The sequence below is a fragment of the Micromonospora sp. LOL_021 genome (assembly GCF_048060215.1).
Classification (GTDB): domain Bacteria; phylum Actinomycetota; class Actinomycetes; order Mycobacteriales; family Micromonosporaceae; genus Micromonospora_E.
The window spans coordinates 60,237-72,253 of the sequence record NZ_JBHMIN010000010.1 but is presented as its reverse complement, the minus strand read 5'-3'; the positions used below and the strand labels follow the sequence as shown (position 1 = coordinate 72,253).

Genomic DNA, 12,017 nt, shown 5'->3' with positions numbered 1-12,017 from the left:
CCGCCTCCAGAGTCGCCAACCCGTGTGGTCCTTCTGCCTGAGAGGTTCCGGGGAGGATTTGCCCCTTCGGCGCCGCCCACCGGGTAGCGGACGGTCTCTCCCACACGGGATCTACGGCGGCCTCCACGCTACCGGCAGCACCCGCCCTGCGGGGCGGTGACGTCGATCACGAAGCCTGCCCCGGCCGGGTCGATCCGGGTGCCGCCGTTCAGCCGGCGCGGCGGCGGGCCCGCCGAGCCGCCAACTCGTCGCCCCCGGCCACCGGCGCCACCACCTCCGGCTCGGAAGTCACCGCCGGCTCCGCCGGAAGCTGCGACAACGACCCCTGGATCTCCTTGAACGCCCCGCCGATCGCGATCCCGAACACGCCCTGGCCGCCCTGCAACAGGTCAACGACCTCCTCAGGGGAACGGCACTCGTACACCGTCGTCCCGTCCGAAATCAGGGTGATCCCCGCCAGGTCCCCGACACCGCGGGACCGCAACGTCTCGATCGCCCTACGGATGTTCTGCAGCGACACACCCGCGTCCAGCAGCCGCTTGACCACCTTCAGCACCACCAGGTCGCGGAACGAGTACAGCCGCTGCGAACCCGAACCTGTCGCGTCACGCACACTCGGCACCACCAGCGCCGTCCGCGCCCAGTAGTCCAACTGCCGGTAGCTGATCCCCACCGCGTGGCAGGCGGTCACTCCGCGATAGCCGACGGCGTCGGCGTCCGAACCGGCACCGTCAACATCATCAGACGACCCCGGCTCCGGCTCTCGCTGTGCGGGCATACGGAAACCTCCCCGTCAGGGCGGCCCACACCAGGACGGAACATGAGCCGATCGACAGGACCAGCCTAACGCCGGCAGCGGGCCGTACCAGGCAACCCGGGCCGCGACACGCCGCGTGCGGGCGACCACGCCACGGGCATGACACCCGCCGGCAGCGGTCAGCCCGCGAAATCCTCCGGACGCACCTGGTCCAGGAACTCCCGGAACTTCTCGACCTCGTCCTCCTGCTCATCCGGAATCAGGATGCCCGCCTCGGACAGCACCTGCTCAGCACAACGAATCGGAGCACCGACCCGCAACGCCAACGCGATCGAATCACTCGGCCGCGCCGACACCCGCACACTGTCACCGATGATCAGGTCCGCGTAGAAGACGTTGTCCTTCAACTCGGTGATCTCCACCGCCTGCAGCGGCGCCCGCACCGCGGCCAACACGTCCCGCAACAGATCATGCGTCAACGGCCGCGCCGGCTTCACGCCCTGCTGCTCGTACGCGATCGCCGTGGCCTCCACCGCACCGATCCAGATCGGCAGGTAACGGTCCCCGTCCACCTCACGCAGCAGCACGATCGGCTGGTTGGTGGGCAACTCCACCCGCACCCCGACCACGCTCAGCTCACGCACCGCCGCCTCCGTGTCGTCGTCACCTAACCCGCTCCGGCCCTCCCTGCACGGTACACGGACCACAGCGCCACCGTCCGGTCCCGCCAGTCACCTCACCGGCCGAGCGCCCCCCGCAGACCCGCCCGCACCAGCGCCGCGTGCAGCTGCTGCGACAACCCGATCAGCTCCCGCGCCGTCTCCGCCGCCCGAGCCCGGGCCGCCGGATCACTCTGCCGCGCCAACGGCGCCACCAACTGGGCGAACAAACCCGACTCGCGGTCCGCAGCCGCCCGCACCGCCCGCAGATGACGCACCTCCAGACCGTGCCGCAGCAGCCCCGCCACCGCCGTGGCGATCACCAACGCATCCGCGTCGTACCAGCCCGGTGCCACCGCGACCACCAGACCCAGCCGCTCCACCTCGGTCAACGTCGCCGACTCGAGACCACTGCGAGACAGCAGATCCGTACGACTCAGCCGGGACTGCGCCGGCTGCCCCTGCGCCGGCGACCGGCCCGGCACCTCACCGGACGGACCGACCGCCACCAACGTCGGACGCGACCGGCCCGCCGCCGACTCGGCGTCCCGCGCCGCCAACTGCTCACGGATCACCCGCAGCGGAAGGTACTGGTCCCGCTGCGCCGTCAGGACGAAACGCAACCGGTCCAGATCGTCCCAGCTGTACTTGCGGTAACCCGACGGCGTCCGCTGCGGCTCCACCAGGCCCTCAGCCTCCAGGAACCGCAACTTCGAAATCGTCGTGTCCGGAAACTCCGGGCGAAGCTGGGCCAGCACCTCGCCGATGCTCATCAACGACGAACCGGCCACGTCCTCCCGGGCCGCCGCCTGCTCACTCACCACGACACCCCCGGCTCACCGACCGGCGTCAGCCACACACCGCGCACGAAGCCACCTCCGTCCGCGCCCCGGACCTCAACCGCGGCCGGCCTCCTCGTCCGGCCGCGGACCGGCGATGAAGACCAGCCGGAACTTACCGATCTGGACCTCGTCACCGTTGCTCAGGGTCGCCGCCTCCACCCGCTCACGATTGACATAGGTGCCGTTCAGGCTACCCACATCGCGCACCGTGAAGGTACCGCCGTCACGGTGGAACTCCGCGTGCCGCCGCGACACCGTCACGTCGTCCAGGAAAATGTCACTGTCCGGATGCCGGCCGCTCGTCGTCACATCATGGTCCAGCAGGAACCGGGCCCCCGCGTTCGGGCCCCGCCGCACCACCAGCAACGCCATCCCCGGCGGCAACGAACCCGACATCCGGCTCGGCACCACGTCGGCGTCCGGCCCCTCCAGCACTTCGTCGAGCGAACCGAGGTTCAACGTCGACGTGACGTCGAGCGGGGGGAACTCGTCGTCTGGGCGCGTCATGGACCACCTCACGGATCTGTTCGGTCGGCGTCGGGTGTGTCGGGTCGGCCACCAGACCTTGAACGATCGCAAGGCGCAAGCTCCCCCGTGCCAGGACGGCAATTTCCGCAACGCTCAACTGTTGTTGGCTTCTCGGTCGACTGGGCGAGCCTAGCCAGCGCCGAAAACAAGGGTCAACAAGACTCGCGGGCACACGATACCTCGCCGCCCCCGCCGGGTCAGCGCTCGGTGAGCTCCCGGTACGCCGCAGCGTCGAGCAACCCGCTCACCGCCTGCGGATCAACCGGCGACAACTGCACCAACCAACCGGCACCGTACGGGTCGGCGTTGACCGTCTCCGGTGCGTCCACCAGCGCCTCGTTACGGGCCACCACCGTGCCGGTCAACGGCGCGTAGATCTCCGACACGCTCTTCGTCGACTCGATCTCACCGCACGGCTCGCCCGCCGTCACCTCGGCGCCGACCGCAGGCAGCTCGACGAACACGATGTCGCCCAACGCCTCCTGCGCGAAATGGGTCACCCCCACCCGCACAGGACCGGCGGCGTCACCCGCCACCCACTCATGCTCCGCGGTATACCGCAGATCCTCTGGAATCACGGCCGGTCCTTCGGTCTGTGCACCACTCACCACCACTGACAACCCGCCCACCGACGACACCCCGTCCGATCAGGAGACCGGGCGGGCGTACCGCAGCTGGCTCGGATCGCTCAAGGCCGACACCTCGACCACCTCGCGCTCCTCGACGATCACCGTACCGCCGTCACCGGACACCGAAGCCACCACCCCACCCGGAATGTTCAACGCCGTCCGCATCGTCGACGGCTCCCCGATCACCAGCACCTCGTACGGGCCGGTCAACCGCACACCGTCCACCTCCACACCGCCGTCGACGTCCAGCAGGTAGCTGCTCGCCACGATCCGCACCGACCGACCGTCCCCGCCACTGATCTGCATCACCTCGGCACCCGCACCCCGCAGCTCCTGCACCGCGTCCAGCAGCTCCGACGCCCGGATCGGCTCCCGACCTGCGACGAACCGCACCCGCAGGCCCGGCCCCTGCGCCGGCAGACTGCCACCCAGCACCCCGAGCTCGTCCGCCCGACGCGACGCCTCCTCCAACGCCGCCGCCCGGCCCTCGGCACCCGAGGTCAACTGCCGCTGACTCGCCTCCAACTCCGCGATGTCCTGCCGCAGTCGCTCCTCCCGGGCCTCCAGATCCGACAGGATCCGCACCAGATCCTCCTGGCGGGCCGCCGCCAACGTCGGGTCCGTCGACGTGCTGCGAACCTGAACGGCAAGGGTGAACCCGAGCAACACCAGCAAACCCACGATCATCAGCCCGGCCGTGGACACCCGCCGGGAACCCCGACCCGAGCCGGCACCCGACGGCCCGTCCGCGCCGCCGCCGACCGCAGCGCCGGGACCGTCCACCGGCTCCGTGGTCCCTGCCGGAACCCGCGCACCCGCACCCGGCGACCGCGCCGGCACCGCGTCCGGCCAGCCCGTACCGGTATTCCTACGTTCCACCATCAGCCACGCCTCACGCCCGGAAAAGATGCCGTCGAATCGCCGCCACGTTGCCGAAGATCCGCACCCCGAGCACCACCACCACACCGGTGGACAACTGCCCGCCGACCCCCAACTGATCGCCCAGATACACGATCAGACCCGCCACCAGAACGTTCGAGATGAACGAGATCACGAACTGCTTGTCGTCGAAGATCCCGTCCAACTTGGCCCGGACCCCGCCGAACACCGCGTCCAACGCCGCCACCACCGCGATCGGAAGGTACGGCTGCAGCACCGCCGGCACCACCGGGTCGAAGTAGATCCCCAGCAGCATTCCGGCGAGCAGCGCCAACACGGCGATCATCGAGGGCCTCCTCCCGAGGCGGTCACGGACGGGTCGGTGCCCCCCGTCCCGGACGGGCTGGACGACGCCGACGGCGCGCGGGCGTACCGCAGCTGCGGTTCACTCGCCGCCGGCAACATCAGATCATCAGTCGAACGGACCCCGAACGACAACCCGTGATCAGCCGAGACCGCCCGCAGCACCGCAGCCGCCTGGCTCGTCCCGAACGCGTCGACCATCGACGGCGGGCCGATCGCCGACACCTCGTACGGGCCGGTCACCGGCCGGAAATCGACCAGGATGGCGCTGCCCGCCGCCCGGATCGTCGAGGTCGCGGTCAGCCGTCTGCCGTTGACCGCGACCGCCTCGGCACCGACGCTCCACAAGGCGTTGGCCACGTCCTGCAGATCCCGGTCCAACACCCGACCCAACTCGCTGACCGAGCCCTCACCGGTCACCGGATCCACCACTTCCGGCGCGTCCGCCAACTCGACGACCACCCCGTCGCCGGTGACCCGGGCCAGCCCTGCGGCGGCTTCCAGGTCGCGCAGGTCCGCCGCCCGGGCCCCGTCCAGCACCGTGTCGCGCTCCCGGGCCACCTCGTCCCGCAACGCGTCCACCCGGTTCTGCAACTCGTCGGTCTCCGTCTGGCGCTGGGTCACCTGCTCCACCAGGCCGGCCCGTGCCTGCGACCGGCTCGGTTCCTCCGCCACCGTCTTCTGGTAGGCGAGCACCACCAGGAAGCCGACCGCGGCCATCGACAAGGCCATCGCGGCCCGTGCCGTCACCCGACGCCAACCCTGCGGTGGTCCGGTCACCGACCGGCGGGCCGCCGCGTCCGTGTAGCCGGGGTCCAGCGGTGCCCGGAACAGCTCGGTCAGAAAGTCCGGCGCGTATCCACGGTGCGGGCCGGAACCGCTGCGGTCCGCCTCGCTCATGCCCGCTCCGTTTCTGCTCCGGCGGCCCGGACCAACGCTGCGGTCTGCCGTACGTACAACAGGCCGGCGATCCAGTAGAGCACCAGACCCCACCAGGCCAGACCCCATCCGACCGCGGCCGCCACCGTCGCCGCCGTGGTGGATCCCAGCACTGCGGACAGCAACAGAATGGGAAACGCCGCCAAAAGTACGAAAGTCGCAGTCTTTCCTACATAGTGCACCTGCGGTGGTCCATAGCCAAATCGGCGTAACACGACAAGGCAGCCGGCCAGCAGCACTTCACGACTGAGCAACGCCACCGTGAACTCCCACGGCATCACCTCGCGGGCCGTGAACGCCAGCAAGGTGGCCAGGATGTACAGCCGGTCGGCGAGTGGATCCAGCAGTTCGCCGAGCCGGGACACCTGACGGATCCGGCGCGCGACGAACCCGTCCACCCAGTCACTGGTCCCGCCGACGGCCAGCACCAGCAGCGCTGCGACGTCAGCACGGTGCACCAGGAACAGATACAAAAACAGAGGTACACCCAGCAAACGGACAAAACTGATCAGATTAGGAATGGTGAAGACCTGACTCGCCACATCGGTCCGCGTCGACGCGGACTGCGCGGACGGACGCGACACCGACACTTCCTCTCCCCCGCTCCGACCGGCCTGTCCCACCGGACCGGAAACGAGCGGCGGCGAACGAGCCCGACGGTCCCCCAAGGGGCACTGTCACCTGGCGAGCGCCACTATAACGCGCCCCTCACCCACCACCTGCCGACTCACCGTGGCCGTCGCCGCCGACGGTCACCCGGCGGCGCATGAACGACTGCCAATAGCCGACCATCCGCTCCACCCCGTCCACCCCCGCCACCAGTTCAGCCAGCCACCGGGCCTGCTCCGGACTCCACAGGCCGTCGCTGACGATCCAACCCTGTCCACCCAGTTCGTTGAGCACCTCCAGCCGTCGACCGGTCAACACCCGACACCGGTGCCCCGCGCCGTCAGCGACCACGGTGACCGTCGGCCCGGCGGCCGGCTGTTTACCCCCTTCGGCAGGTGCCACCGTCTGCACGAAGTACAGGTATCCGTACTCCCACCGTTCGTCGAGCGGCGACCCGACGCCCGCCGTCGGTGCCACCGCCTGCCGCTCCTCGGCCACCCGGCCCGGCTACCCGCACGGGTCGTCGGCAAACCCCGGCCCACCCGGTCCGACATCCCCGCTACCTGCGACCCCTTGCCATGGGACGGCAGTCGATCATGCTTGGATGGTGGGCATGCCGGCTCACCTTGAACCAGACGCCCGGCGTGACCGGTCCACGGCCGACGCCTCACCCGGCGACATCTCCCGCCGTCGTACGCAGCGGACCCGGTGGTACCCGGTCGACCAGCTCAGCCCGCTCGCCCGAGCACTGCTCAGCGACGACCTCGGCGGTCGCGACGTGGTCCCACAGCACGTCGCCGACCGGGTCAACGCGGAGGCTGACCAATGGGCCAGCCACGGATTCACCGAGCAGACCGTCCGCCCCTGGCGGGACCTGCCCCCGGCGGCCGCCGGGCATTTCGCTGGCCGGCAGGTCGACCCGAGGGTGCTCGATCTGCCCGTCGCCGTCGTCGCCGGAACCCCACCGGTGCCGCTACGGATCGCGATCGTCACCGGCCGACTGCCCGCCGAACGGGCCTACGAGCTGCTGGTGCTCACCGGCGAGCACCAGCCGGCGGAGTCCGGGGCGGGCAACCCTCCGCCGCCGGCACCCGAGCCTTCCCGGACCCGGCCGGTGACCCCGGTGCTGTTCTCCCATGCTCAGCCCGACGATGCCACCGGGCGGAGCTGACTCAGGTCCTTCAGGTACTACCCGGCTGCTGCGATCCGCTGGGGCCCTGTTGTTTGTGGACGGGGTCGGCACATTCCCCGTGCAGCCTAGGACGCTAGGTTTAGTGGAACCGGGGTCACCGGGCTGCGATCAATCGAGAGACTTCTTTAGTATCGGAGCGTCATGTGCCGGTCACGTCGCTGCTCGTCGCCTCCGGTGCGCGTCCGTCCCCTGCCAGGAGGTGAACCATGTCCGAGCTCCGGACCGCCGCCGAACCCCGCAGCTACCCCTTCACCGCGCCAGACCGTCTCAACCTCGACGACACCTACCGGCAGCTGCAACAGGACGGGATGCTGGTACGGGTCCAGCTGCCGTTCGGGGAACCGGCCTGGCTGGCCACCCGGCACGCCGATGTCCGGTTCGTCCTCGGCGACGCCCGGTTCTCCCGCGCCGCCAGCGTCGGCCGTGACGAACCACGGATCACCCCCCGACAGATCGAGGGCGGAATCCTGTCGATGGACCCGCCGGAACACACCCGGCTCCGGCGCCTGGTCGCCAAGGCGTTCACCGCCCGGCGGGTCGAACAGCTCCGACCACAGACCCGGCAGTTCGCCGACGAACTGCTGACCGGCATGATCGCCGACGGGCCGCCAGCCGACCTCGTCGAACGGTTCGCCACCCCGCTGCCGGTCCGGGTCATCTGCGAACTACTCGGCGTTCCCTACGCCGACCGGGAACACTTCCACACCTGGAGCGAAGCGATCGTCTCCACCACCTCGCTCCCCCCTGACCAGGTACGGGGCTATCTCGAAAACCTGCACGGCTACATCGCCGGACTCGTGGAGCAGCGCCGCCGGCACCCGACCGACGACCTGCTCGGCGCCATGGTCCACGCCCGGGACACCGACGCGAGCCGGCTCACCGAGGCCGAACTCGTACAGCTCGCCGCCGGGCTGCTGGCCGCCGGCCACGAGACCACCGTGACCCAGATCCCCAATTTCGTCTACGTCCTGCTCACCCAGCCGGACCAGTTCGCCGCCCTACACGCCGACCCGACCCTGGTACCGGGCGCCGTCGAGGAGCTGACCCGGTACGTACCGCTCGGCGCCGCCTCCTCGTTCGCCCGGTACGCCACCGTGGACGTCGAGGTCGGCGGAGTACTCGTCCGTGCCGGCGAACCGGTCATCGGGTCGTTGTCGGCGGCCAACCGCGACCCCGAGGTCTTCACCGACCCGGACCGGCTGGACCTGACCCGGACCGTCAACCCGCATGTCGGCTTCGGTCACGGCGTACACCACTGTCTCGGCGCCCAACTGGCCAGGATGGAACTGCAGGTGGCGGTGGAGGCGGTGGTGCAGCGGCTGCCGCAGCTGCGGCTGGCCGTACCCGAGGATCAGCTGGTGTGGAAGACCGGCCTGCTGGTCCGCGGGCTGAGCGCGATGCCGGTGACCTGGGGGTGATCCTCCTTCGCCGGGCCGAGGTGCGGACCGGACGTGCGGACCGGACCGTGCCGTCCATCGGACGTGAGCCGTCCCAGTCCCCCGCGGCCGGTGCCGTTGGGTATCCCCCGGAGGTGGCGATGAACCAGCGGTCCTGGCAGATCAGGGTCGACGAGCAACGGTGCGTCGGATCCGGCATCTGCGCCGGTACCGCCCCCGGACACTTCAGCCTGGTCGACGGGGTGTCCCGGGCGACCGCGTCCGACATCGACCCGGCCGACACCGTCATCGACGCCGCTGAATCATGCCCGGTCGAGGCGATTCTGGTCCGCGCCGCGGACGGTACCCCGCTGGCACCGCTGCCCTGACAGGCGGATCGGGCCCGATCGACGACCATCCGGACCTGGCCGGGGCGGACCGGACGGCCACCGGTGGCCGGCTTGCATCCGTCCGGGCCGGTCGACCACGATTCCTCCCGGCACGCACGCGTCCGTTCCTGGCGCTCGGCCCACGAAACGACCGACGTCACCCCGCGCGGTCGGTACGCCCACGACCCGCCCGGAGTCGATCGCGATGAACCGTTGCCCCGCCCGTACCGAACTACCATGGGTGAGACAACGACGAGCCGCCCAGTGGGCCCGGCACGCCGCAGCCGGTGTCGCCGCACTGCTACTCGGCGGCATGCTGGTATTGGTCGCCCCCGCCGGCCCGGCGGCCGCGCACGCGGTGCTGGTCACGGCGGAGCCCGCCCCCGGATCGGTGCTGGGCAACTCACCACGGGAAGTGGTGCTGACGTTCAGCGAACCGGTGCGCCCGGTCACCGGGCGCCTGCAGGTGCTGGCGCCGGACGGTAAACGGATCGACGACGGAACGCCACGAACTGACGGGACCACCGTCACCATCCCGGTCCGGGTCGCCGACCGCCCGCTCGGCACCTACCTGGTCAGCTACCGGGTGATCTCAGCGGACAGCCACCCGGTGGGCAGCGGCTACACGTACTCCGTGGGAGCGCCGTCCGCGACGGTGCCCGAGCCACAGGACGGCGGGCAGCGGCGGCCGGTCGCGGTCGCCGTGACCACCGCGAAGTACGTCGGCTACGCCGGGGTGGTGCTCGCCGTCGGGCCCGCGCTGCTGCTGGCGCTGCTGTGGCCGCCCCGGCTGAGCCGCCGGCCCGGCAAGCTCATGGTCGGCTCCGGGCTGGGGCTGATCGGCCTGGCCACAGTGGCCGGACTGTACCTGCAGGCGCCGTATTCGACCGGCAGTGCCCTGCTGGAGGTTTCCGCCGGGGACCTGGCCGCCGTCGTGGACAGCGGGTACGGGCTGGCGCTGCTCGGCCGGCTGGTGGTGCTGGCCGCGGTGGCGGCGCTGGTGTCACCGGTCCTCGCCGGAGTCGGCGGCGCCCGTCGCGGGCTGGCCCTCGTCGGGCTGGGCTTGGCCGGGCTGGTCACCTGGCCGCTGACCGGTCACGCGGTGGCGGCGCCGATGCCGCCGGTCAGTATCGCCGCCGACACCGTGCACATCGCCGCGGTCGGGGTGTGGATCGGCGGGCTGGTGACCCTCGGCGCGGTCCTGCTGCGCCGCACCCACCCCCGCGTCCTGGGCCGGATCCTGCCGGTCTGGTCCCGGTGGGCGACGGTGGCGGTCTGCTGGCTGCTGCTGGCCGGTGCCGTCCAGGCGCTGATGGAGACCGGCGGCACGACCGCGCTGGCCACCACCGCGTACGGGCGGTTGGTGCTGGTGAAGGTCGCGCTGGTGGCGGTGCTGCTGCTAACCGCCGGGTACGCGCGACGGCTGGTCGCGCGGTGGCGGGCGCCGCACGTGCGGCGACTCACCGGCCTGGTCGGTGTCGAGGTCGCGGTGGCCGTGGTCGCGCTCGGGGCCAGCGCGGTACTGGTGCAGACGACACCGGCCCGTACCGCCGTCGTCGAGGCCCAGGCCCTCGGGCAGGACACCTTCGCCCAGACGCTGACCAGCTCGCTGTACACCCTCCAGTTCGACATCTACCCGGTGCAGCTCGGTGAGCACAACACGGTGCACGCCTACGTGTACACGCCGGAGGGCGCGCCGGTACGGGTGGAGGAGTGGACGATGACCACCTCGTTGCCGGCGCAGGACGTCGAGCCGGTGACCACGCTGCTGCTGGGGGTGGACGACAACCACGCGGTCGGCGCGGTCGCGTTTCCGGTGCCGGGTGAATGGGAGCTGCGTTTCACCATCCGGTTGTCCGACATCGACCAGGCGACGGTCCGCACGACAGTGCCGGTGCGGTAAGCGGCCGTGGTCGCGCCGACCGTCGCCAGGGCCGGGACGCGGCGGTCACTGTTCGGTGAGCCGCCAGGGGGTCGTGCCGCCGGCGCCGACCAGCTCGCCCTCGTCGGCGGCGGGCCCGGCCCTGGTCGGGTCCGCCGGTACGCTGCCGCGGTGGCGGCGGCTGCGCCACCAGACGACGGCCCCGCCGATCGCCGCTCCACCGGCCAGGCCGGCCAGCAGTAGTCCCATCTCGGTGCCGGCGGCGTCGTCGGAGCCCGCGGCGGCCGGCGCCGGCGGGTCTTGGGCGGCGGCCGCCGCGGGGTCGCCGTGGTGGGCTCCGTGACCGGCCGCCGCCGGGTCGGCCGGCCCGAGGGTCAGCACCGGGCCGGGTCGCTGCGCGTCGGGGCCGCCCCAGCGGACCACGGTGCCGTCGGAGTAGGTCTGGGTCACCGCAAAGTCGATCCGGTCCGCGTCCGGCAGCGGGCCGACCGACACGGTCAGCAGCACCGGCGCCGGTTCGTCGGCGGGTGGGGCGACCAACTGCCAGGTGATGCTCTCGGTGGCCTCGGTCATCAGGCCACCGTGCAGGCCGGGCAGCGGCTCCGGCAGGGTCCGGTTGGTGATCCTGGGGGCCCAGTCGTCGACCGACATCGGGTAGACCTCGGCGATGGGCAGGTCCGCCGGCAGGTCGAGGCGCACCTCGGCGGTGTGTGCGTCCGGCCGTTCCTGCGGAAGTTCGAAGGTGAGCTGGATGCCGGCCCCACGAGGCGCCTGCGTCGGTTCCAGGCCGATGTCGGCCGCGGCCACCGCCGGCCCGGACAGCGCGACCGCCAGCACCGGACCGGACAGCACCGCGCCGATCCGGACGGCGTTCGCGCGCAGACAGTTGACCATGAGCCTCGCCTCCCGTACGTGGGCGGCCACTGCCGCCGGATCCTGATCCACCGGTAAGGGGTTCGGCGGACGAGGCCGA

The 12,017-nt window shown here is 71.2% G+C and carries 15 protein-coding genes and 1 riboswitch; of the genes, 4 read left to right on the top strand and 11 right to left on the bottom strand.

The annotated features are described in order from the left end of the window. Positions 1-15 precede the first annotated feature (15 nt). A riboswitch (glycine riboswitch) is annotated at positions 16-113 on the bottom strand. Positions 114-208: 95 nt separating this feature from the next. The 10 genes from ACFHWT_RS09555 to ACFHWT_RS09510 all read right to left on the bottom strand — a co-directional run bounded on the left by ACFHWT_RS09555 (position 209) and on the right by ACFHWT_RS09510 (position 6,703). Further along, on the bottom strand, positions 209-778 hold the full coding sequence (locus ACFHWT_RS09555) for a MerR family transcriptional regulator (protein ID WP_416594240.1): 570 nt from the start codon (positions 776-778) through the stop codon (positions 209-211). A gap of 158 nt (positions 779-936) precedes the next feature. Continuing rightward, on the bottom strand, positions 937-1,401 hold the full coding sequence (locus ACFHWT_RS09550) for a bifunctional nuclease family protein (RefSeq protein ID WP_416594239.1): 465 nt from the start codon (positions 1,399-1,401) through the stop codon (positions 937-939). 92 nt (positions 1,402-1,493) lie between these two features. Continuing rightward, positions 1,494-2,189, bottom strand: coding sequence for a MerR family transcriptional regulator (locus ACFHWT_RS09545; protein ID WP_416594305.1), 696 nt, complete (start codon positions 2,187-2,189; stop codon positions 1,494-1,496). A 123-nt stretch (positions 2,190-2,312) separates the two neighbouring features. After that, a complete protein-coding gene (locus ACFHWT_RS09540; protein WP_123601610.1) occupies positions 2,313-2,765 on the bottom strand; it encodes an FHA domain-containing protein in 453 nt (150 codons plus the stop codon). Positions 2,766-2,983: 218 nt separating this feature from the next. Then, positions 2,984-3,364 carry a glycine cleavage system protein GcvH gene (gene gcvH / locus ACFHWT_RS09535; protein WP_278174508.1) on the bottom strand — a complete coding sequence of 127 codons (381 nt, stop codon included), beginning with the start codon at positions 3,362-3,364 and terminating at the stop codon, positions 2,984-2,986. Positions 3,365-3,433: 69 nt separating this feature from the next. Further along, on the bottom strand, positions 3,434-4,297 hold the full coding sequence (locus tag ACFHWT_RS09530; RefSeq protein ID WP_416594238.1) for a DUF881 domain-containing protein: 864 nt from the start codon (positions 4,295-4,297) through the stop codon (positions 3,434-3,436). Positions 4,298-4,307: 10 nt separating this feature from the next. Further along, the gene (locus ACFHWT_RS09525; RefSeq protein WP_123601612.1) at positions 4,308-4,640 is read right to left on the bottom strand and encodes a small basic family protein; all 333 of its coding nucleotides are present in this window, start codon (positions 4,638-4,640) and stop codon (positions 4,308-4,310) included. Further along, positions 4,637-5,557: a DUF881 domain-containing protein gene (locus tag ACFHWT_RS09520; RefSeq protein ID WP_416594237.1), complete on the bottom strand. Its 921-nt coding sequence runs from the start codon at positions 5,555-5,557 to the stop codon at positions 4,637-4,639. Before ACFHWT_RS09520 ends, ACFHWT_RS09525 begins: the two co-directional genes overlap by 4 nt. Further along, entirely contained in the window at positions 5,554-6,186 is a 633-nt protein-coding gene (locus tag ACFHWT_RS09515; RefSeq protein ID WP_416594304.1) for a CDP-alcohol phosphatidyltransferase family protein, read from the bottom strand. The genes ACFHWT_RS09520 and ACFHWT_RS09515 overlap by 4 nt, the downstream gene beginning before the upstream one ends. A gap of 118 nt (positions 6,187-6,304) precedes the next feature. Further along, entirely contained in the window at positions 6,305-6,703 is a 399-nt protein-coding gene (locus ACFHWT_RS09510) for a hypothetical protein (protein ID WP_416594236.1), read from the bottom strand. Positions 6,704-6,818: 115 nt separating this feature from the next. On the opposite strand from ACFHWT_RS09510, the gene ACFHWT_RS09505 reads away from it, so the two are divergent. The 4 genes from ACFHWT_RS09505 (at position 6,819) to ACFHWT_RS09490 (ending at position 11,065) form a co-directional block, all read left to right on the top strand. Further along, positions 6,819-7,376, top strand: coding sequence for a hypothetical protein (locus ACFHWT_RS09505; RefSeq protein ID WP_416594235.1), 558 nt, complete (start codon positions 6,819-6,821; stop codon positions 7,374-7,376). 227 nt (positions 7,377-7,603) lie between these two features. Then, positions 7,604-8,815, top strand: coding sequence for a cytochrome P450 (locus tag ACFHWT_RS09500; protein ID WP_416594234.1), 1,212 nt, complete (start codon positions 7,604-7,606; stop codon positions 8,813-8,815). Between the two features lie 119 nt (positions 8,816-8,934). Beyond that, on the top strand, positions 8,935-9,162 hold the full coding sequence (locus ACFHWT_RS09495; RefSeq protein ID WP_416594233.1) for a ferredoxin: 228 nt from the start codon (positions 8,935-8,937) through the stop codon (positions 9,160-9,162). Positions 9,163-9,475: 313 nt separating this feature from the next. After that, positions 9,476-11,065, top strand: a complete 1,590-nt coding sequence (locus ACFHWT_RS09490; protein WP_416594303.1) for a copper resistance CopC/CopD family protein — start codon at positions 9,476-9,478, stop codon at positions 11,063-11,065. Between the two features lie 45 nt (positions 11,066-11,110). On the opposite strand, the gene ACFHWT_RS09485 is transcribed toward ACFHWT_RS09490, so the two are convergent. Next, entirely contained in the window at positions 11,111-11,968 is an 858-nt protein-coding gene (locus tag ACFHWT_RS09485; RefSeq protein WP_416594232.1) for a DUF1775 domain-containing protein, read from the bottom strand. Positions 11,969-12,017: the final 49 nt, after the last annotated feature.

Excerpts from the sequence above, each read along its gene's own strand:
- ACFHWT_RS09500 (WP_416594234.1), top strand. The coding sequence starts at position 7,604 with ATGTCCGAGCTCCGGACCGCCGCCGAACCCCGCAGCTACCCCTTCACC.
- ACFHWT_RS09495 (WP_416594233.1), top strand. The coding sequence starts at position 8,935 with ATGAACCAGCGGTCCTGGCAGATCAGGGTCGACGAGCAACGGTGCGTC.
- ACFHWT_RS09545 (WP_416594305.1), bottom strand. The coding sequence starts at position 2,189 with ATGAGCATCGGCGAGGTGCTGGCCCAGCTTCGCCCGGAGTTTCCGGAC.
- ACFHWT_RS09525 (WP_123601612.1), bottom strand. The coding sequence starts at position 4,640 with ATGATCGCCGTGTTGGCGCTGCTCGCCGGAATGCTGCTGGGGATCTAC.
- ACFHWT_RS09555 (WP_416594240.1), bottom strand. The coding sequence starts at position 778 with ATGCCCGCACAGCGAGAGCCGGAGCCGGGGTCGTCTGATGATGTTGAC.
- ACFHWT_RS09490 (WP_416594303.1), top strand. The coding sequence starts at position 9,476 with ATGCTGGTATTGGTCGCCCCCGCCGGCCCGGCGGCCGCGCACGCGGTG.
- ACFHWT_RS09530 (WP_416594238.1), bottom strand. The coding sequence starts at position 4,297 with ATGGTGGAACGTAGGAATACCGGTACGGGCTGGCCGGACGCGGTGCCG.
- ACFHWT_RS09540 (WP_123601610.1), bottom strand. The coding sequence starts at position 2,765 with ATGACGCGCCCAGACGACGAGTTCCCCCCGCTCGACGTCACGTCGACG.
- ACFHWT_RS09505 (WP_416594235.1), top strand. The coding sequence starts at position 6,819 with ATGCCGGCTCACCTTGAACCAGACGCCCGGCGTGACCGGTCCACGGCC.
- ACFHWT_RS09520 (WP_416594237.1), bottom strand. The coding sequence starts at position 5,557 with ATGAGCGAGGCGGACCGCAGCGGTTCCGGCCCGCACCGTGGATACGCG.